At 72.8% G+C, this 25,893-nt stretch carries 20 protein-coding genes and 2 pseudogenes; 16 read left to right on the top strand and 6 right to left on the bottom strand.

Translation table 11 applies throughout. From position 1 onward, the window contains the following. Positions 1-115: 115 nt before the first annotated feature. Positions 116-2,575 carry an excinuclease ABC subunit UvrA gene (locus tag ABT112_RS02565; RefSeq protein WP_351504706.1) on the top strand — a complete coding sequence of 820 codons (2,460 nt, stop codon included), beginning with the start codon at positions 116-118 and terminating at the stop codon, positions 2,573-2,575. Between the two features lie 220 nt (positions 2,576-2,795). On the opposite strand, the gene ABT112_RS02560 is transcribed toward ABT112_RS02565, so the two are convergent. Continuing rightward, positions 2,796-3,818, bottom strand: coding sequence for a chitinase (locus ABT112_RS02560; RefSeq protein ID WP_351504704.1), 1,023 nt, complete (start codon positions 3,816-3,818; stop codon positions 2,796-2,798). Positions 3,819-4,038: 220 nt separating this feature from the next. On the opposite strand from ABT112_RS02560, the gene ABT112_RS02555 reads away from it, so the two are divergent. Together ABT112_RS02555 and ABT112_RS02550 are read left to right on the top strand one after the other, a co-directional pair. Continuing rightward, entirely contained in the window at positions 4,039-4,401 is a 363-nt protein-coding gene (locus ABT112_RS02555) for a hypothetical protein (RefSeq protein ID WP_351504702.1), read from the top strand. Beyond that, a complete protein-coding gene (locus ABT112_RS02550) occupies positions 4,398-6,626 on the top strand; it encodes a bifunctional polysaccharide deacetylase/glycosyltransferase family 2 protein (RefSeq protein WP_502975225.1) in 2,229 nt (742 codons plus the stop codon). Before ABT112_RS02555 ends, ABT112_RS02550 begins: the two co-directional genes overlap by 4 nt. Positions 6,627-6,866: 240 nt before the next feature. Here the strand turns inward: ABT112_RS02550 and ABT112_RS02545 are convergent, their stop codons facing one another. After that, positions 6,867-8,390 carry a ricin-type beta-trefoil lectin domain protein gene (locus tag ABT112_RS02545; protein ID WP_351504700.1) on the bottom strand — a complete coding sequence of 508 codons (1,524 nt, stop codon included), beginning with the start codon at positions 8,388-8,390 and terminating at the stop codon, positions 6,867-6,869. A gap of 109 nt (positions 8,391-8,499) precedes the next feature. Between ABT112_RS02545 and ABT112_RS02540 the strand changes: the two genes are divergently transcribed. The 6 genes from ABT112_RS02540 to ABT112_RS02515 all read left to right on the top strand — a co-directional run bounded on the left by ABT112_RS02540 (position 8,500) and on the right by ABT112_RS02515 (position 16,764). Beyond that, positions 8,500-9,933, top strand: coding sequence for a class II fumarate hydratase (locus ABT112_RS02540; protein WP_351504698.1), 1,434 nt, complete (start codon positions 8,500-8,502; stop codon positions 9,931-9,933). A gap of 178 nt (positions 9,934-10,111) precedes the next feature. Then, positions 10,112-10,807, top strand: coding sequence for a cytidylyl-2-hydroxypropylphosphonate hydrolase (fomD, locus tag ABT112_RS02535; protein WP_351504696.1), 696 nt, complete (start codon positions 10,112-10,114; stop codon positions 10,805-10,807). Between the two features lie 185 nt (positions 10,808-10,992). Further along, the gene (locus ABT112_RS02530; protein ID WP_351504694.1) at positions 10,993-11,670 is read left to right on the top strand and encodes a class I SAM-dependent DNA methyltransferase; all 678 of its coding nucleotides are present in this window, start codon (positions 10,993-10,995) and stop codon (positions 11,668-11,670) included. 45 nt (positions 11,671-11,715) lie between these two features. Next, positions 11,716-14,058: a SpoIIE family protein phosphatase gene (locus ABT112_RS02525; protein WP_351504692.1), complete on the top strand. Its 2,343-nt coding sequence runs from the start codon at positions 11,716-11,718 to the stop codon at positions 14,056-14,058. A gap of 477 nt (positions 14,059-14,535) precedes the next feature. Next, entirely contained in the window at positions 14,536-15,999 is a 1,464-nt protein-coding gene (locus ABT112_RS02520; protein ID WP_351504690.1) for a catalase, read from the top strand. Positions 16,000-16,134: 135 nt separating this feature from the next. Further along, positions 16,135-16,764: a Uma2 family endonuclease gene (locus ABT112_RS02515; protein ID WP_351504688.1), complete on the top strand. Its 630-nt coding sequence runs from the start codon at positions 16,135-16,137 to the stop codon at positions 16,762-16,764. Between the two features lie 78 nt (positions 16,765-16,842). Here the strand turns inward: ABT112_RS02515 and ABT112_RS02510 are convergent, their stop codons facing one another. Beyond that, positions 16,843-19,068 (bottom strand): transglycosylase domain-containing protein, encoded by a 2,226-nt coding sequence (locus tag ABT112_RS02510; protein ID WP_351504686.1) that lies wholly within the window; start codon positions 19,066-19,068, stop codon positions 16,843-16,845. A 258-nt stretch (positions 19,069-19,326) separates the two neighbouring features. Between ABT112_RS02510 and ABT112_RS02505 the strand changes: the two genes are divergently transcribed. Both ABT112_RS02505 and ABT112_RS02500 read left to right on the top strand, forming a co-directional pair. Further along, a complete protein-coding gene (locus tag ABT112_RS02505) occupies positions 19,327-20,265 on the top strand; it encodes an SPFH domain-containing protein (protein WP_351504684.1) in 939 nt (312 codons plus the stop codon). After that, positions 20,262-20,543 (top strand): annotated as a pseudogene (locus ABT112_RS02500) (type II toxin-antitoxin system antitoxin); the annotation flags it as partial. The gene ABT112_RS02505 and the pseudogene ABT112_RS02500, both read left to right, overlap by 4 nt. 702 nt (positions 20,544-21,245) lie before the next feature. On the opposite strand, the gene ABT112_RS02495 reads toward ABT112_RS02500, so the two are convergent. Next, complete coding sequence (locus ABT112_RS02495) at positions 21,246-21,506, bottom strand: hypothetical protein (protein ID WP_351504682.1); 261 nt, start codon at positions 21,504-21,506, stop codon at positions 21,246-21,248. A gap of 141 nt (positions 21,507-21,647) precedes the next feature. On the opposite strand from ABT112_RS02495, the gene ABT112_RS02490 reads away from it, so the two are divergent. Both ABT112_RS02490 and ABT112_RS02485 read left to right on the top strand, forming a co-directional pair. After that, positions 21,648-22,496, top strand: a complete 849-nt coding sequence (locus ABT112_RS02490; protein WP_351504679.1) for a helix-turn-helix domain-containing protein — start codon at positions 21,648-21,650, stop codon at positions 22,494-22,496. Continuing rightward, a complete protein-coding gene (locus ABT112_RS02485; protein ID WP_351504677.1) occupies positions 22,475-22,696 on the top strand; it encodes a DUF397 domain-containing protein in 222 nt (73 codons plus the stop codon). Before ABT112_RS02490 ends, ABT112_RS02485 begins: the two co-directional genes overlap by 22 nt. A gap of 102 nt (positions 22,697-22,798) precedes the next feature. On the opposite strand, the pseudogene ABT112_RS02480 reads toward ABT112_RS02485, so the two are convergent. Then, positions 22,799-23,107, bottom strand: a pseudogene (locus ABT112_RS02480) (LysR substrate-binding domain-containing protein); the annotation flags it as partial. Positions 23,108-23,433: 326 nt separating this feature from the next. On the opposite strand from ABT112_RS02480, the gene ABT112_RS02475 reads away from it, so the two are divergent. Both ABT112_RS02475 and ABT112_RS02470 read left to right on the top strand, forming a co-directional pair. Beyond that, positions 23,434-23,685 (top strand): type II toxin-antitoxin system VapB family antitoxin, encoded by a 252-nt coding sequence (locus ABT112_RS02475; RefSeq protein ID WP_062781983.1) that lies wholly within the window; start codon positions 23,434-23,436, stop codon positions 23,683-23,685. After that, positions 23,682-24,098 carry a PIN domain nuclease gene (locus ABT112_RS02470; protein WP_351504674.1) on the top strand — a complete coding sequence of 139 codons (417 nt, stop codon included), beginning with the start codon at positions 23,682-23,684 and terminating at the stop codon, positions 24,096-24,098. The genes ABT112_RS02475 and ABT112_RS02470 overlap by 4 nt, the downstream gene beginning before the upstream one ends. Positions 24,099-24,243: 145 nt before the next feature. Here the strand turns inward: ABT112_RS02470 and ABT112_RS02465 are convergent, their stop codons facing one another. Beyond that, positions 24,244-25,200 (bottom strand): LysR substrate-binding domain-containing protein, encoded by a 957-nt coding sequence (locus tag ABT112_RS02465; protein WP_351504672.1) that lies wholly within the window; start codon positions 25,198-25,200, stop codon positions 24,244-24,246. 132 nt (positions 25,201-25,332) lie between these two features. On the opposite strand from ABT112_RS02465, the gene ABT112_RS02460 reads away from it, so the two are divergent. After that, positions 25,333-25,887, top strand: coding sequence for a peroxiredoxin (locus ABT112_RS02460; protein WP_351504669.1), 555 nt, complete (start codon positions 25,333-25,335; stop codon positions 25,885-25,887). Positions 25,888-25,893 lie beyond the last annotated feature (6 nt).

Raw genomic sequence — 25,893 nt, 5'->3', positions numbered from 1 at the left:
CCGCGCACCGGGCGCTGCCCCGCCGCAGCGGCGCCCGGTCACCGCTGCGGGGCCGTCTTTCGTCGTCGGCGGCGACCGCGGGCCCGGACGGCCCCGCCGGAGAGATGGAGACAGCATGAGCAGGGCCCCGAGGGCGAAGGCGCAGCCGGCCGCGGCGCACGCCGCCGACCGCCACGCACTCATCCGTGTGCACGGCGCGCGTGAGAACAACCTCCAGGACGTGAGCATCGAGATCCCGAAGCGCCGGCTCACGGTGTTCACCGGCGTCTCCGGCTCGGGCAAGAGCTCGCTGGTGTTCGACACCATCGCCGCGGAGTCGCAACGGCTGATCAACGAGACCTACAGCGCCTTCGTCCAGGGCTTCATGCCTACGGCGGCCCGGCCCGAGGTCGACGTGCTCGACGGGCTGACCACCGCGATCATCGTCGACCAGCAGCGGATGGGCGCCGATCCCCGCTCCACGGTCGGCACCGCCACCGACGCCAACGCGATGCTGCGGATCCTCTTCAGCCGGCTCGGGAAGCCGCACATCGGCCCGCCCGGCGCGTACGCCTTCAACGTCCCCTCGGTCAGGGCGAGCGGCGCGATCACCGTCGAGCGCGGCGCCCGGAAGGCCGTGAAGGCGACGTTCAGCCGCACCGGCGGCATGTGCCCGCGCTGCGAGGGCCGCGGCGCGGTCTCCGACATCGACCTCACCCAGCTCTACGACGACTCCAAGTCGCTCGCCGAGGGCGCGTTCACCATCCCCGGCTGGAAGTCGGACAGCTTCTGGACCGTGCGGCTCTACGCGGAGTCGGGCTTCCTCGACCCGGACAAGCCGATCCGCAAGTACACCAAGCGGGAGATGCAGGACTTCCTGTACCGGGAGCCGACCAAGGTGAAGGTCGAGGGCGTGAACCTCACCTACGAGGGGCTGATCCCCAAGATCCAGAAGTCGTTCCTGTCCAAGGACAAGGAGGCCATGCAGCCGCACATCCGGGCGTTCGTGGAGCGGGCGGTCACCTTCGCCACGTGCCCCGAGTGCGACGGCACCCGGCTCACCGAGGGCGCCCGGTCCTCGAAGATCAAGAAGATCAGCATCGCCGACGCCTGCGCGATGGAGATCAGGGACCTGGCCGAGTGGGTCCGCGGCCTGCGCGAGCCCGCGTCGGGCACGGCGAAGGCGTACGCCTCGGTGGCCCCGCTGCTCACCGCGCTGCAGCAGAGCCTCGACTCGTTCGTGGAGATCGGCCTCGGCTATCTCGCGCTCGACCGGGCGTCGGGCACGCTGTCCGGCGGCGAGGCGCAACGCGTCAAGATGATCCGCCACCTCGGCTCCTCGCTCACCGACGTCACCTACGTCTTCGACGAGCCCACCTCGGGCCTGCACCCGCACGACGTCCAGCGGATGAACGACCTGCTGCTGCGGCTGCGGGACAAGGGCAACACGGTGCTCGTCGTGGAGCACGAGCCGGAGGTGATCGCGATCGCCGACCACGTCGTCGACCTCGGGCCCGGCGCCGGTTCGGCGGGCGGCACCGTCTGCTTCGAGGGCACCGTCGAGGGGCTGCGGAAGGGCGGGACCATCACCGGCCGCCACTTCGACGACCGGTCCTCCGTCAAGGAGACGGTCCGGAAGCCCACCGGCACGCTGGCGGTCCGCGGCGCGAGCACGAACAACCTGCGCGGCGTCGACGTCGACATCCCGCTCGGGGTGCTCACGGTCGTCACCGGCGTCGCCGGCTCCGGCAAGAGCTCGCTGGTGCACGGGGCGCTTCCCGGGCAGGCGGGCGCGGCCGGTTCGGAGGTGGTGGCGATCGACCAGAGCCCGATCCGCGGCTCGCGGCGGAGCAACCCGGCGACGTACAGCGGGCTGCTCGACCCGGTGCGCAAGGCGTTCGCCAAGGCCAACGGCGTGAAGCCGGCGCTGTTCAGCGCCAACTCCGAGGGCGCCTGCCCCACCTGCAACGGCGTCGGTGTCATCTTCACCGACCTGGCGATGATGGCCGGCGTCTCCGCCCCCTGCGAGGACTGCGAGGGGAAGCGGTACCAGGCGCCGGTGCTGCAGTACCGCCTCGGCGGCCGGGACATCAGCGAGGTGCTGGAGATGTCGGTGGCCGAGGCCGAGGAGTTCTTCGGCTCCGGCGAGGCGCACACCCCGGCCGCCCACCGGGTCCTGAACCGGCTCGCCGACGTCGGGCTCGGCTATCTCAAGCTCGGCCAGCCGCTCACCACGCTGTCCGGCGGCGAGCGGCAGCGGCTCAAGCTGGCCACCCTTCCCCAGCCCTCGGCCGGAGGGAGCTCGCGGGCCGGGAAGGACGGTGTCTACGTCCTGGACGAGCCGACCGCCGGCCTGCACCTCGCCGATGTCGAGCAGCTCCTCGGGCTGCTCGACCGGCTCGTCGACTCCGGCCGGACGGTGATCGTCGTCGAGCACCACCAGGCGGTCATGGCGCACGCCGACTGGATCGTCGACCTCGGCCCCGGCGCCGGCCACGACGGCGGCCGGATCGTCTTCGAGGGCACCCCCGCCGACCTCGTCGCGGCCCGCTCCACCCTCACCGGCGAGCACCTGGCGGCCTACGTCGGCGGCTGACCGTCCGCCGGCGTCCGGTGGAGGGCGGCGGACGGCCCGCCCGGACGGTCCGTCAGGTCCTGGCGGGCCACGGGGGCGGGGGCTGCGCGCAGCGAGGGCGTGGGGCGTACGCCGGGGCGGGGGCGTGGGGCGTACGCCGGGGCCGGGCGGCCCGGCGCCACCGGCCGGTCGGCCCAGCCGGTCGGCCCAGCCGGTCAGCCCCGCCGCTCGGCCCCGCCGGTCAGCCCGTCCCGGAGAGCGCCGCGGCGAAGTCACCCCGCGCCTGGGTGACGCCGCTGCAGCGCACGGCCGGCTTGTCGGTGGCGGCGGCGCAGGGCCGGTCCCGCTCCGCGGACCACATGGACAGCCGGCCGACGCCCTTGTCCGCGGCGAAGCGGGCCAGCGCGGCGGCGTCGCGGACGGTGAAGACCTCGCCGGGGACGTCGTTGAGCCCGATCATCGGCGTCACCGCGAGGACCTTCCAGGCCCCGGCCGGCGACAGTCCGAGCGCCTGCCGGAGCTGGCCGTGGGCGGCGGTGGCGGCCCGGACGGCGTAGGCGCCCATGTCGCCGGTGTGAGCCGCGCCGTAGTTCATCGCCATGACGTTGACGGCCGACACGGTCACTCCCCGCGCCTTCGCCTCCTTCAGCAGCGCGAGGCCCGGGGCGGTGAGCCCGGAGGGCATCGCGGGCAGGGTGAAGGAGACCTCCAGGCTCGGCCGGGAGCGCTGGAGCAGGGCGGCCGCCCGGGCCCGGCGGGTGGACGCCGCGGTGTCGGCGAGGGTGGCGCCCTCGATGTCGAAGTCGATCCGGGTGAGCCGGTAACGGTCGATCACCGTGCCGTAGGCGGCGGCGAGTTCGGTCGCGTTCCGGCAGACCCGGGCCGGTTCGGTGCCCTCGGCGCCGCCGAAGGAGACCCGTACGTCCCCGCCGGCCTTGCGCAGGGCGGCGATCCGGCGCTCCAGCGCACGGTCGTCGAGCGCGGTCCCGCCGTCCCACCGCGGGGCGCAGCCGCGTCCGGCGACGACGAAGGCCAGGGTGAACTCGTCGATGCCGCGCGGCACGGCGGCGGCCATGTCGTAGGTCCGGGCGGCCCAGGCGCTGAGGTAGGGCGTGACGCGGACGTGCCGGCCGGCGGACGGGCCGGACGCGGACCGGTCCTCCGCCGGGCCGGAGCCGCCCACCCATACCGCGGCGGCGGCGCAGCCCATGGTCAGCGCCACCGCGCCGACGAATCCGCCGAGGCGGGAGCGGTGTCCGCTCATCCCGCACGCTCCTCGTTCCGGCCCGGGACCCGGTTCCGGGCCCGGAGCGCGTTCCCGTGATCGGGCTCGTTCCGGTGGTGGGGCCCGTTCCGGCCGGGCGAGGCGTTCCGTGGCGATTCCAGCATGCCGGACAAACTTCCATACCTGACTGAGTGCCATGAACCATGACACACCAGGCTTTTGACAGATATACTAAGATTGTCTGCATTAATCTCGGGTCATGGATCTTGAGGCTGACGTGGTCGAGCGCGTGCCGTCGCGCACGCTCCTGTCGTGCGGGGGCGAGGAGAGGCCCGTCTTCGTGGACTCCACCGGCCGCCGGGCGCGTACGCTCCGGCATGCCGGTCTGGTCGCGGACCTCGTGCTGCTCGGATATCTGGGGACGGTGGTCCTGGGGCTGGCGGGCGGCACTCCACTCGCCCCCGGGCGGCCCCCCGGCAAGGAGTCCGTGCCGGCCGCGGCCGCCGCCCCGCTGGGTGAGCGCCTCCCGGGCGGACCGGCCACCCGCGCCGGCGGCGGACCGGTCCCGGTCATCGGCACCACCCTCTCGGCCCAGGGCCGCGTCCGACCGCAGCTGCCGTGAACCGCTGGAAGCCGCTGGTGCTGCCGCGGCCACGCCGTCCCGTCCGCACCCCGCGCGACGACGCCCCGGCCGCCCCGCGCGGTCCACGCCTGCCGGTCCGGACCATCGCCGCCGTCCGCCGCGCCGCGCCCCGTCCCCGGCTGGTGCTCTCCCTGGTGGCCCTGGTCTCGGTGGTCTGCGTCCTGCTGCTGGACGGCTTTCTGCGGGCGAAGCCCGACGACCACTGCCCGGCGCACACCCCGGGCTACGCGGGCAGCGTCCCCGAGGAGGTGCGCACCGGCGGCCCGGTGCTGACCTTCCGCGACGGCGAGGCCACGAGTCACACCCCGCCGTCCCGGACCGTCGCGCTCACCTTCGACGACGGCCCGGACCCGCGGTGGACCCCGAAGGTCCTGGACATCCTGCGGGAACACCGGGTGCCCGCGACCTTCTTCGTCGTCGGCCGGCAGGCGGTCCGGTACCCGGGGCTGATCCGGCGGATGCGGGCGGCGGGCAGTGAGATCGGGCTGCACACCTTCTCCCACCCCGACCTGGGGAACCAGGACGTGGCCGGCGTCGACCGGGAAGTCGCCCGGACCCAGCTGGCCCTGGCGGGCGCCGCGGGCATCTCCAGCTCCCTGTTCCGGGCCCCGTACACCGCGCACGTCTCGGGGCTCGACGACCGCGCCTGGCGGGTGCAGCAACACCTGGGCGCGCAGGGCTACATGAGCGCGTTCGTGGACCGGAACAGCCTGGACCGGCGCGGCCCCGCGGTGCCGCAGATCGTCCGCAACGCCACCCCGCCGGAGGGCCGGGGCGCCGTGGTCCTCTTCCACGACGCGGGCGGCAACCGGTCCCGGACCCTCGCGGCGCTGGACCGGTACATCGAGCGGATGAAGGCGCGCCACTACACCTTCACCACCGTCACCCGGGCGGTGGGCGCCCCGAGCGCCAACCGGCCGGCGTCCGGGATCCGGCTGTGGCACGGGCGGGCGCTGGTCCTGGCCGCGGCGCTCGGCCGGCTCGCACTGCCGGGCCTGGCCGCCCTGCTGGTGGTGGTCGGTGCGGCCATGGTCGGCAGGATCGTGCTGATGACGGTGTTCGCCCGGCGGCACCACCGCATCCGCAACGGGGAGCGGTTCTCCTGGGGGCCGCCGGTGGACGGGCCGGTGACCGTGGTCGTGCCCGCGTACAACGAGAAGGAGTGCATCGCCCACACGGTGAACTCGCTGGCCGCGAGCACCGTTCCGATCGAGATCCTGGTGGTGGACGACGGCTCCACGGACGGCACCGCCGACCTCGCGGAGGCGCTGGACCTGCCGAACGTACGGGTGCTGCGGCAGCCGAACACGGGCAAGCCCGCCGCGCTCAACCGCGGCATCGCCGAGGCCCGGTCCGACATCGTGGTGATGATGGACGGAGACACCGTCTTCGAGCCGGAGACCGTGCGGGAGCTCGTCCGGCCCTTCGCCGACCCCTCGGTCGGCGCCGTCGCGGGCAACGCCAAGGTCGGCAACCGGCGGAAGGCCATCGGCGCCTGGCAGCACATCGAGTACGTGATGGGGTTCAACCTCGACCGGCGGATGTACGACCTGCTGGGCTGCATGCCGACGATCCCGGGGGCGATCGGCGCGTTCCGCCGCCGGGCGCTGCTGGACGTCGGCGGGATGAGCGCGGACACCCTCGCCGAGGACACGGACGTCACCATCGCCCTGCACCGGGCCGGCTGGCGGATCGTCTACCAGGAGCACGCCCGCGCCTGGACCGAGGCGCCCGGCTCCGTCGGCCAGCTCTGGCGGCAGCGCTACCGCTGGAGCTACGGCACCATGCAGGCGCTGTGGAAGCACCGCTGGGCGGTGCTCGACCGGGGGCCCTCGGGGCGCTTCGGCCGGATCGGGCTGCCGCTGGTGGCGCTCTTCCAGATCCTCACCCCGGCGTGCGCGCCGCTGATCGACCTCTTCACGCTGTACGGCGCGCTGTTCGGGGACCCGCTGGCCGCGCTGTCGCTGTGGTGCGCGCTGCTGCTGGTGCAACTGGCCAGCGCGGCGTACGCGTTCCGGCTGGACCGGGAGCCGCTGCGGTGCCTGGTGATGCTGCCGCTCCAGCAGATCGCGTACCGGCAGCTGATGTACCTGGTCCTGATCCACTCCTGTGTCACCGCCGCCACCGGCACCCGGCTGCCCTGGCACAAGCTCCGGCGCACCGGGGAGGTGAGCACGCCCCTGGCGACGGAGGCCGTGCGGTGACGCTTCGCGCCCCCGGGGCGGCGCACCGCCCGTGGACAGGCGTACGGAACGGGCGCGGCGGGTGTGCCTCGGCATCTGCCTGCGGCCCGGCCGCGAACCGCCGCCACGGCGCACCGCCCCCGCGGGTCCGGGGACCCGCGGGGGCGGTGGCAGGACGGGGGCAGTGGCACGACGGGGCACGCCCCCGTCAGCGCGTCGGGCGCGCCGCTGACGGGGGAAGGGCTGCCGGACGCGGCACGGTCAGGCGAAACGCTGCGCCGACGAGCCGTCGCACTTCCGCAGCCGCACCAGCTCCCGCGGACCCGCGAGCGCCAGGCACAGCTCCCGCGCCGCCGACGGCCGGAGCGTGTCGCCGTCCCGGACGAAGCGCTGGTTGGTGCCGCCGTGGCAGTTCCACAGCGTCGGCGACACGCCGTCGGCGTACCGGCCGCCCGGCACGTCCAGACAGCGGTCGTGGGTCAGCCCCACGTGCAGGGAGCCCCGCTGCTCGTCGTACCACCAGCTCTGGTTGCGGCCGTTGTGGCAGTCCCAGCCGCCCACCGCGGTGCCGTTGCGGCTGCTGCCCTCCCGGGCGTCCAGGCAGGCGCCGGTGGCGGCGCTCTTCAGCGGCTCGAACGCGTCGTCCCAGCCGCCGCGGAACAGCTCCGGCTTCCCGGTGCTCGCCGGGTCGGCGCAGCTCGCCTCGCGCCAGCCGGCGTTGTAGAGCTGGGTCAGGCAGGACGCGAACGCGCCGTGCCCGCGGGCGTTGGGGTGGAAGGACTGCCGGACGGAGTTGGAGTCCGGCGGGAACGGGTTGGTCAGGTCGACCCACAGACCGCGCGCCCAGGTCTCCTCCATGCACACCTCGTGGCCGTGGAAGAGCCGGGAGCTGTCGAGGAAGGTCGCGCCCGCGTCCCGGGCCGCCTGCCGCATCCCGCGCTCGAACGCGGGCACCGCGGTGTTGCGTCCCCAGGCGGCGTCGGAGGTGTAGCCGGTGCAGCCGCCCGGCAGCTTGCCGATGTAGCCGGGGTTGTCCTGGATGTCGGGGCCGATGGGGCTGGGGTAGCCCATCACGACCAGGCGGTAGTCGGTGTCGGCGTACCCGGCGTCGCGCATCACGGTCCGCAGGTCGCTCACGCTCCGCTCGACCTTCGGCCGCAGACCGTCGACGCGGGCCTGCCAGCCCGGGTCGTACTTCGGCTGACACGTGCCCTGGATGAGGAACCAGCGGGTGACGCAGTCGGTCATCACCGGGCCGAACTGGAGGTCGTCGTTGGCTCCGGCGACGAACAGCACCATCTTGATCCGGGTGGTGCGCGCCTTGACCGCCAGCGCGTCGCTCTGCACCAGCTCGTCCGGGTACTGCTGCGAGCCGCCGATGCGGATGTTGTCGGTGCCGGCGCCGGAGCAGGCGACGTTGTACGTGACGTCGGCCGGGATGCCGGTGCGGTGGATGGCGGCGTCCGGGGAGCGGTGGCACCAGTTGTCCGGGCCGTTGGTGCCCGGTTCGTAGGTGCCGACGCCCTCACCGGAGATCTCGCTGTCCCCCAGGGAGATCAGGGAGGACTTCCGGTCGGCGAGCGGACGCTCGGCGGAGCTGCCGTACAGCTTCGTCGCCTCCGCCGCGCGGATCCGCTCCAGCTCGGGCGAGAGGGGGGCCGATGCCGTGCCGCGGCCGGCGTCCGCCGCGGCGGCGGGGGCGGTGGCCGACATGCCACCGAATCCGGCGGCGAGCGCGGCGAGGACCGCGACCGTACATCGCACCCCATGTCTGCTGCGTTGCATGAGACCTCCCCTGTTCTCGGTTGTTACCCGCGGTATTTACTGTCAGGTAAGCCGCATTGGGAACACTGTGAACCGGACAAACGCTGTGGCACCCAGGAGGTAACGAACGATGGCCGACCACGGCAGCGGACAGCACACCCCGGACGGCACCCCCGAGGGCCCCGGATACCGGACCGAACACGACTCCATGGGTGAGGTGCGGGTCCCGGCGCACGCCAAGTGGCGGGCGCAGACCCAGCGCGCGGTGGAGAACTTCCCCGTCTCCGGCCAGCGGCTGGAACGCGCCCACATCGAGGCGCTGGCCCGGATCAAGGCGGCGGCGGCCCACGTCAACGCGGAGCTGGGGGTGCTCGACCGGGACGTCGCCGAGGCGATCGGGCAGGCCGCGGCCGAGGTGGCCGAGGGGCGGTGGGACGAGCACTTCCCGGTGGACGTCTTCCAGACCGGATCCGGCACGTCCTCCAACATGAACACCAACGAGGTGCTGGCCACCCTGGCCGGCGAGCGGCTCGGCGCGCCGGTGCACCCCAACGACCAGGTGAACGCCAGCCAGTCGTCCAACGACGTCTTCCCGTCCTCCGTGCACATCGCGGCGACGGCGGCCGTGACCGGTGACCTGATCCCGGCTCTGGACCATCTGGCCGAGGCGCTGGAGCGGAAGGCGGAGGAGTTCGCGGAGGTCGTGAAGTCGGGGCGGACGCACCTGATGGACGCCACCCCGGTCACGCTGGGCCAGGAGTTCGGCGGGTACGCCGCCCAGGTCCGCTACGGCGTGGAGCGGCTGCGGGCGTCGCTGCCCCGGCTGGCCGAGCTGCCACTGGGCGGCACGGCGGTCGGCACCGGCATCAACACCCCGCCCGGCTTCGCCGCCGCGGTCATCGCCGAGCTGGTGCGCAGCACCGGGCTGCCGCTGACCGAGGCCCGGAACCACTTCGAGGCGCAGGGCGCGCGGGACGGGCTGGTGGAGACCTCCGGCCAGCTCCGCACCATCGCCGTGGGCCTCACCAAGATCTGCAACGATCTGCGCTGGATGGCGTCCGGCCCGCGCACCGGGCTGGCCGAGATCGCGCTGCCGGACCTCCAGCCCGGGTCGTCGATCATGCCGGGGAAGGTCAATCCGGTGATCCCGGAGGCCGTGCTGATGGTGGCCGCGCAGGTCACCGGGAACGACACCACGGTGGCCACCGCCGGGGCCTCGGGCAACTTCGAGCTCAATGTGATGCTGCCGGTGATCGCCAAGAACCTGCTGGAATCGGTCCGGCTGCTGACGAACGCCGCCCGTCTGCTGGCCGACCGCACGGTCGACGGCATCACCGCCGACGTGGAACGGGCCCGCGAGTACGCCGAGTCCTCGCCGTCGGTGGTGACGCCGCTCAACCGGTACATCGGCTACGAGGAGGCGGCGAAGGTCGCCAAGCGGGCGCTGGCCGAGCGGCGGACGATCCGTGAGGTGGTCCTCGCCGGCGGCTATGTGGAACGCGGCGACCTCACCCCGGAGCAACTGGACGAGGCCCTGGACGTGCTGCGGATGACGCACCCGTGAGCGGGCGCGCCCCCGGCGCCCGCCGGACCGCGGCGGCGCGCCCCGGTTCGCTCCTCGGGCGCCGGGGCGCGGCGGTCAGCGCCGTGAGCGCTCCAGGCAGCGGCGTGCCGGGCCCCGGGCACCCGGTTGTGCCGCACGCAACGGTCCGGAGCGCCTCCCGCGGCACTAAGATCTGTGCATGACAGCGGAGACGACGAGCCCCCAGGCAGGCGGCACGGGCGCGGCCCCGGGCACCTGGGCACCCGGGGAGCACATCCTGTGGCGCTACCGTGGCAACGCCACGGACCGCTTCCACATCTGCCGTCCGATGACCGTCGTCGAGGACTCCGCCGAGCTGCTGGCGGTGTGGATGGCGCCGGGCACCGTCTGTGTGAAGCCGGTGCTCAGCGACGGCACGCCGGTGCATCGCGAGCCGCTGGCCACCCGCTACACCAAGCCGCGGACGCTCACCCGTTCGCCCTGGTTCGGCACCGGCGTGCTCAAGCTGGCGCGCCCCGGGGACCCCTGGTCGGTCTGGCTGTTCTGGGATCCGGGCTGGCGGTTCAAGAACTACTACGTCAACCTCGAGGAGCCGCGCAGCCGCTGGGCCCGCGGAGTCGACTCCGAGGACCACTTCCTGGACATCGAGGTCCGCCCGGACCGCAGCTGGGAGTGGCGCGACGAGGACGAGTTCGCCCAGGCCCAGCGGGCCGGGCTGATGGACGCCGGGCAGGCCGAGCGGGTACGGGCCGCCGGGCGCGCGGCGGTCGAACAGATCGGCGCCTGGGGAACGCCGTTCGACGCGGGCTGGGAGAACTGGCGGCCGGACCCGGCGTGGACGGTGCCGGAACTGCCGGCCGACTGGGACCGGGCACCCGCGCGGCTGGCCTCCTGAAATGCAGCGGCCGGCCTCCTGAAACACGGCTGTCGGGGAATCATCCACCGGGAGCTCTTGAAGTTTCCCTGTGCACCAAACGTAGGATCGTCCTCCGCAACCATGCACAGGTACGCACAACTCCCGGACCACAGGCAACGTTTGGCCATAAGTTTTCGTCATCGGGAAGCTGAAAGGGTGGAGTCGTGAGCGGCGAGGGCTACGACGGGTACGACCCGTTACGGATCGACCGGACCGGTCAGGCGGAGGCATTCGATGCCATCGGCGACCGGTACGACGAGGCGTTCCCGCACAAGGACGGACAGCTCGCCGCCGGGCAGTGGCTGGCCGGCACCCTGCCCGCGGGCTCCCGGGTGCTGGACCTCGGCTGCGGTACGGGCGTGCCGACGGCGGCCCAGCTCGTCGCGGCGGGGCATCAGGTGGTGGGCGTCGACCTGTCGCCCGGCATGCTGGGGCTCGCCCGGGACAAGGTCCCGGCGGCGGAGTTCCTGAAGCGGGACATCGCCGGTCTGACCGCTGACGGACCGCAGGGAGTCGGCCGCTTCGACGGCGTCGCCGCCTTCTTCTCGATCCTGATGCTGCCCCGCGCGGAGATCCCGTTCGCGCTGCGGACGCTGCACACACTGCTGCGGCCCGAGGGGCTGCTCGCGCTGTCGATGGTCGAAGCCGACGTGGACGACTTCGCAATTCCGTTCCTGGGCCACACGATCCGGGTATCGGGTTACCTGAGGGACGAACTGCGCCAGGTCGTGTCCGACGCGGGTTTCGAGGTCACCGGGGAGGACAGCTACGCCTACGCCCCGGCCAGTACGGACGTACCGCCCGAGATCCAGCTCTTCCTGCACTGCCGACGACGCGCCTGACCACGCGCGCCCGACGCGCAGCCCCGGACGGATGGAACCCTACGCGTGACGGAGTACCCGACCTCCCACAGCGGCCGGCAGGCCGCCGCCTCCGCCGTGCCCGCGGCCGGACAGCCGCCGCGGGCCCGTGAGGACGCACCCGGCGCCTCGCCGGACCCGCGGCGTGCGATCCAGCAGGCCGCGGCGCACGGCCAGGACCCGGCAGGACGCGCCGGGCCGGCCCGGCGGTCCGCGGACCACGACGCCGCCCACCGCGCCCGGCCGCAGGGCGGCGCCGCCCACGGCCCGGCCGAGCCGGACGGCACCATAGGACGCCCCCGGCCCGCGGGGGACGACACCCTCGCGGCGCCCACGAGCCGGCCCCGGCAGGACCCGGACGGCACCGGCCACTCCTGCGGTCCGGCCGGCGCGGCCGACCACCGCAACCGGGCCGGCGCCTCCGCCTCCCCGGCCGAGCCCCCGCCGGGGGTGCCGCACCCGGCGCCGCCCGGCGGCGAGTCCGACCGCAACGCCGCCACCGGCGCCGGCCGCGCCGGTCACCCGCAGGGCACGGGGGCCGAGGAGCTCGCGGGCCATGCGCACAGCGCGGAGATCGGGCACCAGCGGGCCCCGTCCGAGCCGGTGCCCGACCCGACCCTCCCGCCGGACCAGGCCGACGGCCTGCCCGTGGCGGGCGGCACGCGGGACGGCGACCGGCTGCGGTTCGTCGGCGCCGCCACCCGGCGGATCGCCCGCGGCATCGACCTCGACGAGATCGTGCTCGGCCTCTGCCGGGCCACCGTCCCGACCTTCGCCGACGTCATACTCGTCTACCTCCGCGACCCGCTGCCGGTCGGTGACGAGCGGCCCACCGGCCCGGTCGTCCTGAAGCTGCGGCGCACCGACCGGATCCCCGAGGACCAGGACACCGACGGCAACCGGCTGCCCGTGCTCACCGTGCCGGCCGACTACCCGCAGGCCGCCGAGCTCGCCGAGGTGCGGCCGGGCGGGGCGCTCGCCGAGGTGCTGCGCGGGGTCCGGCCGGTGTTCGGCGACTCGGCCGCCGCCCGCGCCGCGCTGCCCGAACTCCTCGGCCCGGCCCACTCCGTACCGGGCGGACGGCGCGCCGTGCTGGCCCCGCTGCGCGGGCGCCGCCGGGTGATCGGGGCGGCGGTGTTCCTGCGCCGCCCGGACCGGCCCGCCTTCGACCCCGACGACCTGCTGGTCGCGGCGCAGCTCGCGACGCACACCGCGCTCGGGGTCGACAAGGCGGTCCTGTACGGCCGGGAGGCGTACATCGCGGACGCGCTGCAGCGCACCATGCTGCCCGACTCGCTGCCGCAGCCCACCGGGGTGAAGCTCGCCAGCCGCTATCTGCCGGCCGCCGAGACCGCGCGGGTGGGCGGCGACTGGTACGACGCGATCCCGCTCCCGGGCAGCCGGGTGGCGCTGGTCGTCGGTGACGTCATGGGGCACTCCATGACCTCCGCCGCGATCATGGGGCAGCTGCGCACCACCGCGCAGACCCTCGCCGGGCTGGACCTGCCGCCGGAGGAGGTGCTGCACCACCTGGACGAGCAGGCGCAGCGGCTCGGCAGCGACCGGATGGCGACCTGCCTGTACGCGGTCTACGACCCGGTCGCGCACCGCATCATGGTGGCCAACGCCGGGCATCCGCCGCCCGTCCTGCTGCATCTGGGCGGCCGTGCCGAGGTGCTGCGGGTGCCGCCGGGTGCCCCCATAGGCGTCGGCGGGGTCGACTTCGAGGCGGTGGAGCTGGACGCCCCGGCGGGCGCCACACTGCTGCTCTACACCGACGGCCTGGTGGAGTCCCGGCTGCGCGACGTCTGGACCGGCATAGAGCAGCTGCGGGAGAAGCTGACCGCGACGGCCCGGCTGACCGGCCCGGACCACCCGCCGCCACTGGAACCCCTCTGCGACGAGGTGCTCGACATGCTCGGGCCCGGCGACCGGGACGACGACATCGCGCTGCTCGCCGCCCGCTTCGACGGGATCGCGCCGAGCGATGTGGCGTACTGGTTTCTGGAGCCGCACGAGCAGACGCCGGGCAAGGCCCGCCGGCTCGCCCGCCGGGCGCTGGCCCGCTGGGACCTGGAGGAGCTGACCGACTCGGTCGAGCTGCTGGTCAGCGAGGTGGTGACGAACGCGGTCCGGTACGCGGGGCGGCCCATCACGCTGCGGCTGCTGCGCACCGACGTGCTGCGCTGCGAGGTGGGCGACGACGTGCCCCAGCTGCCCCGGCTGCGGCAGGCCCGCCCGTCCGACGAGGGCGGCCGGGGGCTGTACCTGGTCAACAAGCTGGCGCGGCGCTGGGGCGCGACGCGGCTGAGCACCGGGAAGGTGGTCTGGTTCGAGCTGGCACGCCCCGCGGCGGGGCGGCAGCCGTAGGCGCGGCCCCGGCCCTTCGCCGGGGCGGCAGCCGTGGGCCGGTTCCGGCCCGGCGCCGGCCCGGCGCCGGGGCTGTAGCCGTAGGGCCGGTCCCGGCCTCCGGGGCCGCGCAGGGGCCGCGCCGGGACAGGGTTCCGTGGAGCCGGAGGGTTCCGCGGAACCCTGCGTGCTGTCCGGGGCCGGTGCGGCCCGCGGGGCGCGGGCGGCTCCCGGGGCGCGTACCCGGTGGACGTTCCCGGGGCGGGCGGGCCTGGGGCGCATACCCGGTGGACATTCCCGGGGCGCGCCTGCCTGGGGCGCGTTCCCGGGGCTCGCGGGAAGCGGAGGGGGCGGACACCGTTCCGCGATGCCCCGTTTCACGGGTTTCGGCGGGGGCACGCCGGGGACCCGCGTGGTTGCCGACAGGCCGTCGGCAGAGTTGACTGCAATCCGGACATCCCGGAATAAATCGTCACCCACGGCACTGCGAGGCGTTCCATGAGCCAGTCCCCGAAGAAGGTCCCGCACACCACGAACAACACCGGCATCCCGGTGGAGAGCGACGAGCACTCGCTCACCGTCGGCGACACCGGCCCCATCCTGCTCCACGACCACTATCTGATCGAGAAAATGGCCCAGTTCAACCGCGAGCGCGTGCCCGAGCGGGTGGTGCACGCCAAGGGCGGCGGGGCCTACGGCGTCTGCGAAGTCACCAACGACGTCAGCCAGTTCACCAAGGCCGACCTCTTCCAGCCGGGCAAGCGGACCGAGATGCTCGCCCGCTTCTCGACCGTGGCGGGCGAGCAGGGCAGCCCCGACACCTGGCGCGACCCCCGCGGCTTCGCACTGAAGTTCTACACCGACGAGGGCAACTACGACCTGGTCGGCAACAACACGCCGATCTTCTTCGTCCGCGACCCGATGAAGTTCCAGGACTTCATCCGCTCGCAGAAGCGCCGCCCGGACAGCGCGGTCCGCGACCACGACATGCAGTGGGACTTCTGGACCCTCTCCCCCGAGTCCGCCCACATGGTCACCTGGCTGATGGGCGACCGCGGCCTCCCGAAGACCTGGCGCCACATGAACGGCTACGGCTCGCACACCTACATGTGGGTCAACGGCGGCGGGGAGCGGTTCTGGATCAAGTACCACATCAAGACCGACCAGGGCATCGACTTCCTCACCCAGGCCGAGGCCGACACGCTCGCCGGCGAGGACGGGGACGCCCACCGCCGCGACCTCTACGACTCCATCGCCGCGGGCGACGCCCCGTCCTGGACGATGTACGTCCAGGTGATGCCGTTCGAGGACGCGCCGGACTACCGGTTCAACCCGTTCGACCTGACCAAGGTGTGGCCGCACGGCGACTACCCGCTGATCGAGGTCGGCCGGATGGCGCTGAACCGGAATCCCGAGGACTTCTTCGTCCACATCGAGCAGGCCGCCTTCGAACCGTCCAACCTGGTGCCCGGCATCAGCGTCTCGCCGGACAAGATGCTGCTCGGCCGGATCTTCTCCTACGCGGACACCCACCGGTACCGGATCGGCCCCAACTACGCCCAGCTGCCGCCGAACCGGCCGCACGTCCCGGTCCGCTCCTACGCCAAGGACGGGCCGATGCGGTACGAGCCCAACCGGGTCGGCGCGGTCTACGCCCCGAACTCCTACGGCGGCCCGGCGGCCGACTCCGTCCGGTACGGCGACCCGGCGGGCTGGCAGGCCGCGGGCGAGATGGTGCGCGAGGCGTACTCGCTGCACCGCGAGGACGACGACTTCGGCCAGGCCGGCACCCAGGTGCGCGAGGTGCTGGACGACGCGCAGCGCGACCGTCTGGTGTCGAACATCTCCGGGCACCTGCTCAAGGGCGTGAGCCGGCCGATCCTCGACCGCGCGATCCAGTACTGGCGCAATGTCGACAAGAACCTCGGCGACCGGGTCGCCAAGGAGGTCAACGGCGGCTGACCCGGCTCCCCTTCCCCGCCCGGTCTCCCGCCCGCGTCGGCCCCGTCGTACCGGAAACGCTCGCGTACGGCGGGGCTGACCTGCAGAATCGTTCCTGATGCCCTGCTGCCGCTTCTAAAATGGAGGTGAGGTCCCGTGGCCGAGAAGAGGAGCGACGACATGACGCTTGCCCCGGAACGCCCCGCCACGCAGGCACCGGAGACGGCCGGCCTCATCGACATCGCCGAGTTGGTGTTCCAGAACTTTCCTGGCCACCGGGCGGAGATTCTCGGAGGACAGCTGACCGTGACACCGCCTGCCGACGGCCCCCATGGGGAGTCCCTGACCGCCATCATGGCTCCGCTCATGGCCTGCGGGCTCCATCGTGACGAGACACGCATCATCCAGGCCATCGGGATCTGGCTACCCACGGGCGACGACGATTACGCCGTTCCGGATCTGGCTGTCGTGGACGCCGACTACCGCGACCACCATGCTCAGTACAACTGCTACGACCCAGCGGTCTTCCGGCTCGTCCTCGAGATCACCTCGTCCAACCGGTCGGACGACCTCCTCAAGAAGCCCGGCGCCTACGCCCACGCCGGCGTGCCCGTCTATGTGATCGGCGACCGCCGGGCGCGCGAGGTGGTCGTGCTCACCGACCCGCGGGGCGACGAGTACCGGTCACGGTCCCTGTACCGGCCGGGTGAGACGTTCAAGCTCCCGGCGTCGGTGGGCGCGGTGGTCGAGCTGGAGGTGGACGCGGTCCTCGGGCCGGAGCGCTGACACGGCCCTTCGCGCAACGGGAAGCACCCGGACCCATACGGGGTCCGGGCGCTTCGTCTACCGACTGTTGACCAGGTGTCAGTTCTCGGGTGGCAGCAGCTGCGGTTCGTCGCCACCGCCCGGTTCCGTCGACGGCCGGGGGTCGTCCGGCTGCGGCGGCGGGGACACCGTCGGCCGGTCGGACGGCTTGGTCGGGGTCGGCGACGGTGTGGTCTCCGACTCCGACGGGCTCGCGCTCGGGGACTCCGACTCCTTCGTCTTCGACGGGGTCGGCTCCGGGTCCGGGGAGGACGTCGTCGGAGTCGGCACCGGCGTGGGCGCCACCGCGGCGCCCTGGTCGGTCTCCAGGTCGAACTCGCCCGACGAACCGTTCAGCGCGTCCTGGGTGTAGGCCGCCCAGATCTCGGCCGGGAAGCCACCGCCGTTGACGCGTCCGCCGCCTGCGGCGCCCTTGAGGGTGACCTGCTTGCCGCCCTTCGTGTTGTCCTCGCCGAACAGGCCGATCGAGGTCACCAGCTTCGGGGTGTAGCCGGAGAACCAGGCGGACTTGTTGTCGTCCGAGGTTCCCGTCTTGCCCGCGATGTCCATGCCGGTGCTGCGCACGGCGGAACCCGTACCGTCGTCCACCACACCCGTGAGTACGGAGGTGACGGTGTCCGCGGTGGTGCGGTCCACCACCTGCGCGCCGATCGGGTCCGGCAGGTCCACCTTCTCCTCGCCGCGCTCGGCGGACTTCACCACACGCGGGGTGACCTTCGCGCCGTGGTTGTCGAGAGTGGCGTACACCCCGGCCATGTTGAGCGGGCTGGCGCCCATCACGCCGAGCGACATCGCGGGGTGGGTGCCGAAGCCCCCCGCCTCTCCGTCCATGCCGAGGTCGACGGCGGTCTTCTTGACGTTGTCCAGGCCCACGTCCACGGCCATCTGCGCGAAGACGGAGTTGACCGACTTGTTCATGGCCCGCTGCACGGTGACGGGGCCGTAGCTCTTGTCGTCCTCGTTCGGCGGGGCGAAGGCGACGTCGCTGCCCTTCACGGGCCGCTCGGTGGTGCCGTCGTACATGGTGTCGGCGTTGATCGGCACGCCGTCCTGGGTCTTGGCGTCGTTCTCCAGGGCGGAGGCGAGGATGAGCGGCTTGAAGGTGGACGCGGGCTGGTAGTCGGTCCGTGTCGCGTTGCTCGTTTCGTGCTTGGCGTAGTTCTTGCCGCCGTAGAGCGCGGCGACCATGCCCGTCTTGGGGTTCACGGAGACGGCACCGGCCTGGACATGGGAGTCGACCTTCCGCCCCTTCGGGTCCAGACGGCTGGTGAGCTTGCGCTGGACGGCCCTCTCCAGCGCCTTCTGCTTGCCCTTGTCGACACCGAGGGTGATGTTCCAGCCGCCCGCGGCGAGCACCTGCTCGCTGACGCCGGCCTTGATCAGCTCCGCCTTGGCGGCCTTGACGAGGTACCCGCTCTGGCCCTTCAGGCCCGGGGCGGGACGGGGGGCGATCGGCTTGGGGAACTTCATCCCGGAGCGCTCGCCCGAGTCGAGCCACTTCATCTCGACCATGTTGTTCAGCACGTAGTTCCAGCGCTGGAGCACCAGCTTGCGCGAGGTCTCGGAGGCGGCCGACCAGTCGTACTGGCTGGGGGCCTGGAGCAGCGCCGCGAGGTACGCGCCCTGCTGGGGAGTGAGGTCCTCGGCGTCCACGTTGTAGTACGCGCGGGCCGCGGCCTGGATGCCGTACGCGCCCCGCCCGTAGTAGCTGGTGTTCATGTAGCCGGCGAGGATGTCCGACTTGGTCTTCTGCTGGTCGACCTTGAGCGAGATGATCAGCTCCTTGGCCTTCCGGGTGACCGTCTGCTCCTGGCCGAGGAAGTAGTTCTTCACATACTGCTGGGTGATCGTGGAGCCACCCTGCTTGCCCCGGCCGGTGACGGTATTGAGCAGACCGCGGGCGGTGCCCTTCAGGTCGACGCCCTGGTCGGTGTAGAACGACTTGTTCTCAGCCGCGACGAAAGCGTGCTGGACGTCCTTGGGCACCTTGGACAGCGGCACGGATTCCCGGTTGAGGTCGCCGGTGCGGGCGATGAGGGTGCCGTCGCTGTACTTGTAGGTGTTGCTCTGGAGCTTCGCCTGGGCGTTGGCGCCTGGTACGTCGATGAGCAGGTACAGCGCGATGAAGGCGCCTATCCCGAGGGTGCACACCGCCAGGAAGCTGCCGAGCAGCTTCCTCCAGGTGAAGAAGCGGCGTATGCCGCTCTTCGCGTTGGCGCGGCGCGACCCGCGGCTCTGCGCGCGTCTCGCTTCGGCTCGGCCCATCTCTCGCAGCTCCCGTTTCGTTTGCCCCGCGACCGGGGCCCGGGGCCTACCCCCGGCAAATCACCGGTCCCAGACGCTAACACCGCATCTGACACCAAAGGCGCATCGATCAAGGCCATTCCGGACGTGACAATCAGCACCTCTGGCAAAGAAAAGACATCCCAGAGCTCCACTTGGTTGCGTCGGGCGTTAATGTGCTATCACTTTGATAGAACGGTGAGGGCGCACGGTCCTCACCCGGATCGAACGGGGGACCCCATGTCCGACACCACACCGGCCGCCGCCGACGCGCCCGACCTGCCCAAGCCACAGGTCCGTGAGGTACCGGCGCGGGACATCGGCGGCGGGCTCGCCCTGCTCCTCGGTCTCCTGGGGCTCATCGCGGGCATCGGCATGATCGTCGGCGGGGCGGCGCTGTCGAACGACGGCAGCGCGCTGGGCGTGCCGCTGATCATCCTCGGCATCCTGGTCGCCATCGGGGCGTTCTTCGCGATGTGCGGGCTGAACACGGTCGCGCCGGGCGAGGCCCGGGTGGTCCAGCTCTTCGGCCGGTACGTGGGCACCATCCGCACCGAGGGGCTGCGCTGGGTGAACCCGCTCACCTCCCGGGAGAAGATCTCCACCCGGGTGCGCAACCACGAGACGGCCGTGCTCAAGGTCAACGACGCGTACGGCAACCCGATCGAGCTGGCGGCCGTCGTGGTCTGGCAGGTGCGGGACACCGCTCAGGCGGTCTTCGAGGTGGACGACTTCCTGGAGTTCGTCGCCACCCAGACCGAGGCCGCGGTCCGGCACATCGCCATCGAGTACCCGTACGACGCCCACGACGAGGACGACCTCTCCCTGCGCGGCAACGCCGAGGAGATCACCGAGAAGCTCGCCGCCGAGCTCTCCGTCCGGGTCACCGCGGCCGGCGTGCAGATCGTCGAGTCGCGCTTCACCCACCTCGCGTACGCCCCGGAGATCGCCTCGGCGATGCTCCAGCGGCAGCAGGCCGGCGCGGTCGTGGCGGCGCGGCGGCAGATCGTGGACGGCGCCGTCGGCATGGTGGAGGCGGCGCTCGCCCGGATCACCGAGGAGGACATCGTGGAGCTGGACGAGGAGCGCAAGGCGGCGATGGTCAGCAATCTGATGGTCGTGCTCTGCGGCGACCGGTCCCCGCAGCCGGTCCTCAACACGGGCACGCTCTACCAGTGACGGACGACTCACCCCACCCCCCTCGGCGGGGCCGGGACCCGCAGCGCAAGCCGCAGCAGCGCAAGCAGGTGCTGCTGCGGCTGGACCCGGCGGTGCACGACGCGATCACCCGCTGGGCGGAGAGCGAACTGCGCAGCGCCAACGCGCAGATCGAGTTCCTGCTGCGGAAGGCGCTGACGGAGGCGGGGCGGCTGCCGCGGGCGGCCGGGCCGATTCCGCGCCGCGGCCGCCCGCCGAAGGACCCCGCCGCGGAAGGGGCCGGGCCGGGCGGCCCGACGCCGGAGCCGGGCCGCGACCAGGCACCGGGTCGCGAGCGGGGGTCGGGGACCGAGCGGGCGCCGGGGGCCGGGCGTGACGGAGCCGGCCGCGAGGGAACGGCGGGCGCGGGCGGCGGGCGCTCCGCGGTGGCGCCGGGACGCCCAGCGAGCCCCGGTGGCCGGCTTCCGGACGACGGCGGACCCGGTACGGCGCGGGACGCCGGCGCAGGGCCTGACCGGACGGAGCCTGGCGGACCGGAGCAGGGCTGACGGCTCGCGGCGCGCCGCAGGGGTCGGCAGCTCGCGGCGGACCGGGGCCGGACCGGAGGGCCCCGGCCGCCGAGGCGGGGCCGTTCCCGGGGCGGGGCCGCGCCCCGAGATCCATGGGCGCCCGCGCCAGCTTCCCCGCTCTCCCGGTCGGCGCCGACCCTACTTTCCCCACCGATGAGCGGAGTTGGCGACCGCGAGGCGGGCACTCAGCTCCTCTCGGGCAGACAGATCCCGGATGTCCGCGGGGGCCGCCATCCACAGCGCGCCCCCGCGGAGGGGACGCAGCTGCACCAGGTCCTCGGTCCGCAGCACAACGATCCCCGTACGCCCCTGGGTCGTGTCCCTGGCGAACTCCCCGAGCGCCGGGCCCGAGCCCCGGCCCCGGCTCCGGCTCCGGCTCCGGCTCCGGCTCCGGCTCCGGCTCCGGCCGATCCTCCTCCGGCCTGTCGCCCGTCACGCCGTCGCTCCCCGGGAGGGGGCGGCGGCTCCCTTCGCGACCAGCTCGGCCAGCCGCCGCACCACCCCGGGCCGTGCCCGGCCGAGCTCGACCAGCACCGTGCCGGTAAGAGCCGGATGCGGATCCACCCACAGCGACGGCAGCACGAGGCCGGCGGCGGCGAGCGCCCCGGCAAGCTCCCTCACCGCCGCCTCGGCGTCGCCCCTCGGGTCCGGTCCGGGTGCGGGTCGTCCTGTCGTCACGTCGACGATGCTCATTCCTCGTCCCACCTGTTCGTGCGCCAATTGCTGGAGTGAACGGACAGTTACCGTCCGTGGCCTCTAGCGTGGCCGGACAGCACGGGGCCCACCAGGGCCGACGCGTCCGCAAGCACCTGTGAGGACATGGAGGTCGGACACATGCCGGCTCGTCAACGAGAACTCCGGCCGGACCGCTCGGCGCGGGATCTGTACGGATCGGAACTCCGGCGGTTACGGACGGAGGCAGGGCTGTCGCTGGCCCGCCTGGCCGAGATCCTCACGTACAGCAAGACCCATCTCGGGAACATCGAGACGGCGGACCGCATGGTCCCGCCGCAGCTCTCGGAGAAGCTGGACGCGGCCCTCGGCACGGACGGGCACTTCGCCCGGCTGTATCCGCTGGTGCGCCGGGAAGCATTCCCGAACCGCTACCGCCGCTTCATGGACCTGGAGGCCCAGGCCCGTGACATCGCGGAATACGCGGCCCACACGGTGCCGGGGCTGTTGCAGACGGAGGCCTACGCACGGGCCCTCCTCCGCGCCGGAAACCCCGAGGTGAGCACAGACCATCTGGAGGAAAAACTGACCGCCCGACTTGCCCGCCAGGAACGGCTCCGCGCCGAACCCCCGCCCCGGCTGTGGGCAATCCTCGATGAGGCGGTCATCCGTCGCCCGGTCGGCGGCACCGGGACCATGTGTGAACAGCTTGCAGCTCTCTTGCCACGGACCGACGCACGCCATACGACTGTTCAGATTCTCCCGTTCAGCCACGGAGAGCACTTCTGCCAGGGTGGTGCACTCATCCTGCTCACGCTCCGGGACGGAGCAGTCCTCGCCTACCAGGAGGGGATCAAATCCGGCCAGCTCATTGAGGATTGGGAAGCAGTGGAGGAGCGCCGACAGGCATACGATTTGCTCCGGGCGTACGCCCTGTCGCCCAGAGATTCGGCGGCGTTGATCGAATCAGCGATGGAGGAATACGGCCCATGCCCACGGCCCCCGACCTGAGCGCCGCAGCCTGGCGCAAGAGCAGCCACAGCAACCCCGACGGCGGCGCCTGCATCGAGGTCGCCGACGGCATCACCGGCGTCGTCCCCGTCCGCGACAGCAAGGACCCCCAGGGCCCTGCCCTCCTCTTCCCCGCCGAGGCCTGGACCGCCTTCATCGACGACGTGAAGACCGGTCGGCTGGACCGATCCCAGGCCTGAGCCCCGCACCACCAAGCCGCCACCCGGATCGGCCCGGCTGCGAGGCCCCTCCCGGACGGGACGGCAGTCCGGTGGGCCGCCCGGCTCCCGGGCGCGGGCGTTTCAGCGCACCCGTACCGGCAGCGAGCGCACCGCCGAGCGCAGTGCCTTCGCCAGTTCCTCGAACTCCTCCTGCCGCGCCGCGCCCGACCGCATCGCCAGCGCGATCCGACGGGCCGGCGCCGGTTCCGCGAAGCAGCCGGCCGAGAGCTGGTCGTTGCGCTCGGTCTCCACCTGGAGCGCCGTGCGCGGCAGCAGCGTCACCCCGAGGCCGCCCGCCACCAGCTGCACCAGCGTCGACAGCCCCGCCGCACTGGTGGTGACCGGGGCGCCGTCCTCCCGGCCGGCCTCGCGGCAGATGTCGAGCGCGCGGCAGCAGGCGGGTGCGGTGGTGGCGGCGAGGCGGCAGATCGTGGACGGCCGGGCCGATGCCGCGCCGTGGCCGCCCGCCGAAGGACCCCGCCGCGGGAGGGGCCGGGCCGGGCGGTCCGGCGCCGGAGCTGGGGCGCGAACAGGGGCGCCGGGGCGCGAGCGGGAATCGGGTCGCGAGCGGGCGTCGGAGGCCGGTCGTGAGCGAGCAGGTCGTGAGGGACCGGCGGGCGCGGGTCGTGACGGAGCGGGGCACACGTGAGCCTGATGTCATTCCTAGGCCTGAATTGATATCGTCGCTGTGTCGTCGGGCTATGGAGGGATAACTGATGGCCAGGACTGTGATCGATCTGGACGAGGAGATCGTCGAGCAGGCGATGCGTGTGTACGGGGTGAAGACGAAGGCCGCCGCGGTGCGGGCGGCCATGGAGGAGGGGGTGCGGCTGCGGCTGCGCCGCGAGTTGTTCGATGCCATTGACGAGGGTGAGTTCGAGGACGCGTTCGCGGAGATCCGCTCGCAGACGGGGCCGCGGAATCCGGACGGCTCGCTGAAGCGTGAAGGCGGGGCCTCGGCGGCGTGAAGGGGCGCTACCTCATCGACAAGTCCGCGCTGGCCCGCCGGGGCAAGCCGACGGTGCGGGCGCGGCTGGATGCGCTGGACCACGATGGGCTCCTCGCGGTGTGCGCCCCGACCGAGTACGAGGTTCTGTACTCGGCGCGCGGAAAGCCCGAGGCGCTGCGACTGCGTACCCTGCTCCGCGGCTTCGACCATCTACCCTGCAATGACGAGGAGTTCGAGCGGGCACTCGAGATCCAGGCCCTGGCCCTGAACGCCGGCTTTCACCGGGCGCTGTCACTGGCCGACGTCCTCATCGCGGCAACCGCCGAGCGGCATCGGGCCACGGTCCTGCACTACGACGGCGACTTCGACATGATCGCCTCGGTGAGCGGGCTGCAAGCCGAGTGGGTCGTGGAGCCCGGCACCGCCGACTGAGCCGGGAAGCGATCCCAGGCCCGAGCCCCGCACCACCAACGCCGCCACCCGGATCGGCCCGGCTGCGATGCCCCTCCCGGGCTGGGCGGCAGTCCGGCGGGCCGCCCGGCTCCCAGGCGCGGGCGCGGGCGCGGGCGCGGGCGGCTCAGTGCACCCGTACCGGGAGCGAGCGCACCGCCGAGCGCAGTGCCTTCGCCAGTTCCTCGAACTCCTCCTGCCGCGCCGCGCCCGACCGCATCGCCAGCGCGATCCGACGGGCCGGGGCCGGTTCCGCGAAGCAGCCGGTCGAGAGCTGGTCGTTGCGCTCGGTCTCCACCTGGAGCGCCGTGCGCGGCAGCAGCGTGACCCCGAGGCCGCCCGCCACCAGCTGCACCAGCGTCGACAGCCCCGCCGCGCTGGTGGTGACCGGGGCGCCGTCCTCCCGGCCGGCCTCGCGGCAGATGTCGAGCGCCTGATCCCGCAGGCAGTGCCCTTCGTCCAGGAGCAGCAGGTCCAGCTCGCGCAGCGCCTCGCGCGGAATGTCACCGCGCCCGCCCAGCCAGTGGTCGCGGGGGGTGACGAGCACGAAGTCCTCGTCGAAGAGCGGGAGTTCGGTCACCCCCGGCGCGCCCAGCGGCACGGCGAGCAGCAGCAGGTCGAGCCGCCCCTGCGCCAGCCCGTCCAGCAGCGAGGAGGTCTGCTCCTCGTGCACCTGGAGGTCCAGGTCGGGATAGCGCTCGTGGACCGTGCGCAGCACCGTCGGCAGCAGGTACGGTGCGACGGTCGGAATCACCCCGAGCCGCAGCACACCCGTGAACGGGGCCCGCACCGCGTCCGCCTCCTCCAGGAGCGCGCCGACCGCCTCCAGCACGGCCCGGGCGCGCCCCGCCAGCCGCTCCCCCGCCGGACTGAGCAGCACCTTGCGGGTCGTACGCTCCAGGAGCTGCACGCCGAGCGTCTCCTCCAGGGCCGAGACGGCACCGGAGAGCGCGGGCTGGCTCATCCCGATGTCGGCCGCGGCGTCCCGGAAGTGCAGATGCTCGGCGACGGCGACGAAGGCGCGGAGCTGCGCCAGGCTGGGCTGCCGGGCCCCGTTCCGGCCAAGGCTTCTTCCGACGGTCACTGATAACCACCTCCGATCAACATCAACAAGTTTACCGATTTCCGCGATCAATGGCGCCTGTGGTTAGGTGAAGCCCGTCCAACCCCCAAGGAACAGCCCCAAAAGGGACGTTCCACGCTGCAAGGAGAGCGCGTGCTCACTGTCGGTGACAAGTTCCCCGCATACGACCTGACCGCTTGCGTTTCGCTCGAGAGCGGCAAGGAGTTCGAGCAGATCAACCACAAGTCCTACGAGGGCAAGTGGCGCGTCGTCTTCTTCTGGCCGAAGGACTTCACCTTCGTCTGCCCGACCGAGATCGCCGCGTTCGGCAAGCTGAACGACGAGTTCGCGGACCGCGACGCCCAGATCCTCGGCGTCTCCGGCGACTCCGAGTTCGTGCACCACGCCTGGCGCAAGGACCACGACGACCTGCGTGACCTGCCCTTCCCGATGCTGGCCGACTCCAAGCACGACCTGATGCGCGAGCTCGGCGTCGAGGGCGAGGACGGCTTCGCGCAGCGTGCCGTGTTCATCGTGGACCAGAACAACGAGATCCAGTTCACCATGGTGACCGCCGGCTCGGTCGGCCGTAACCCCAAGGAGGTCCTGCGGGTCCTCGACGCCCTGCAGACCGACGAGCTGTGCCCCTGCAACTGGAGCCAGGGCGAGGACACCCTCGACCCGGTCGCGCTCCTGTCCGGAGAGTGATCTGAC

Source organism: Streptomyces sp. NPDC002055 (assembly GCF_040296705.1).
GTDB lineage: Bacteria > Actinomycetota > Actinomycetes > Streptomycetales > Streptomycetaceae > Streptomyces.
The sequence above is the reverse complement of the archived record's forward strand: the minus strand, read 5'-3'. Positions and strand labels throughout refer to the sequence as shown.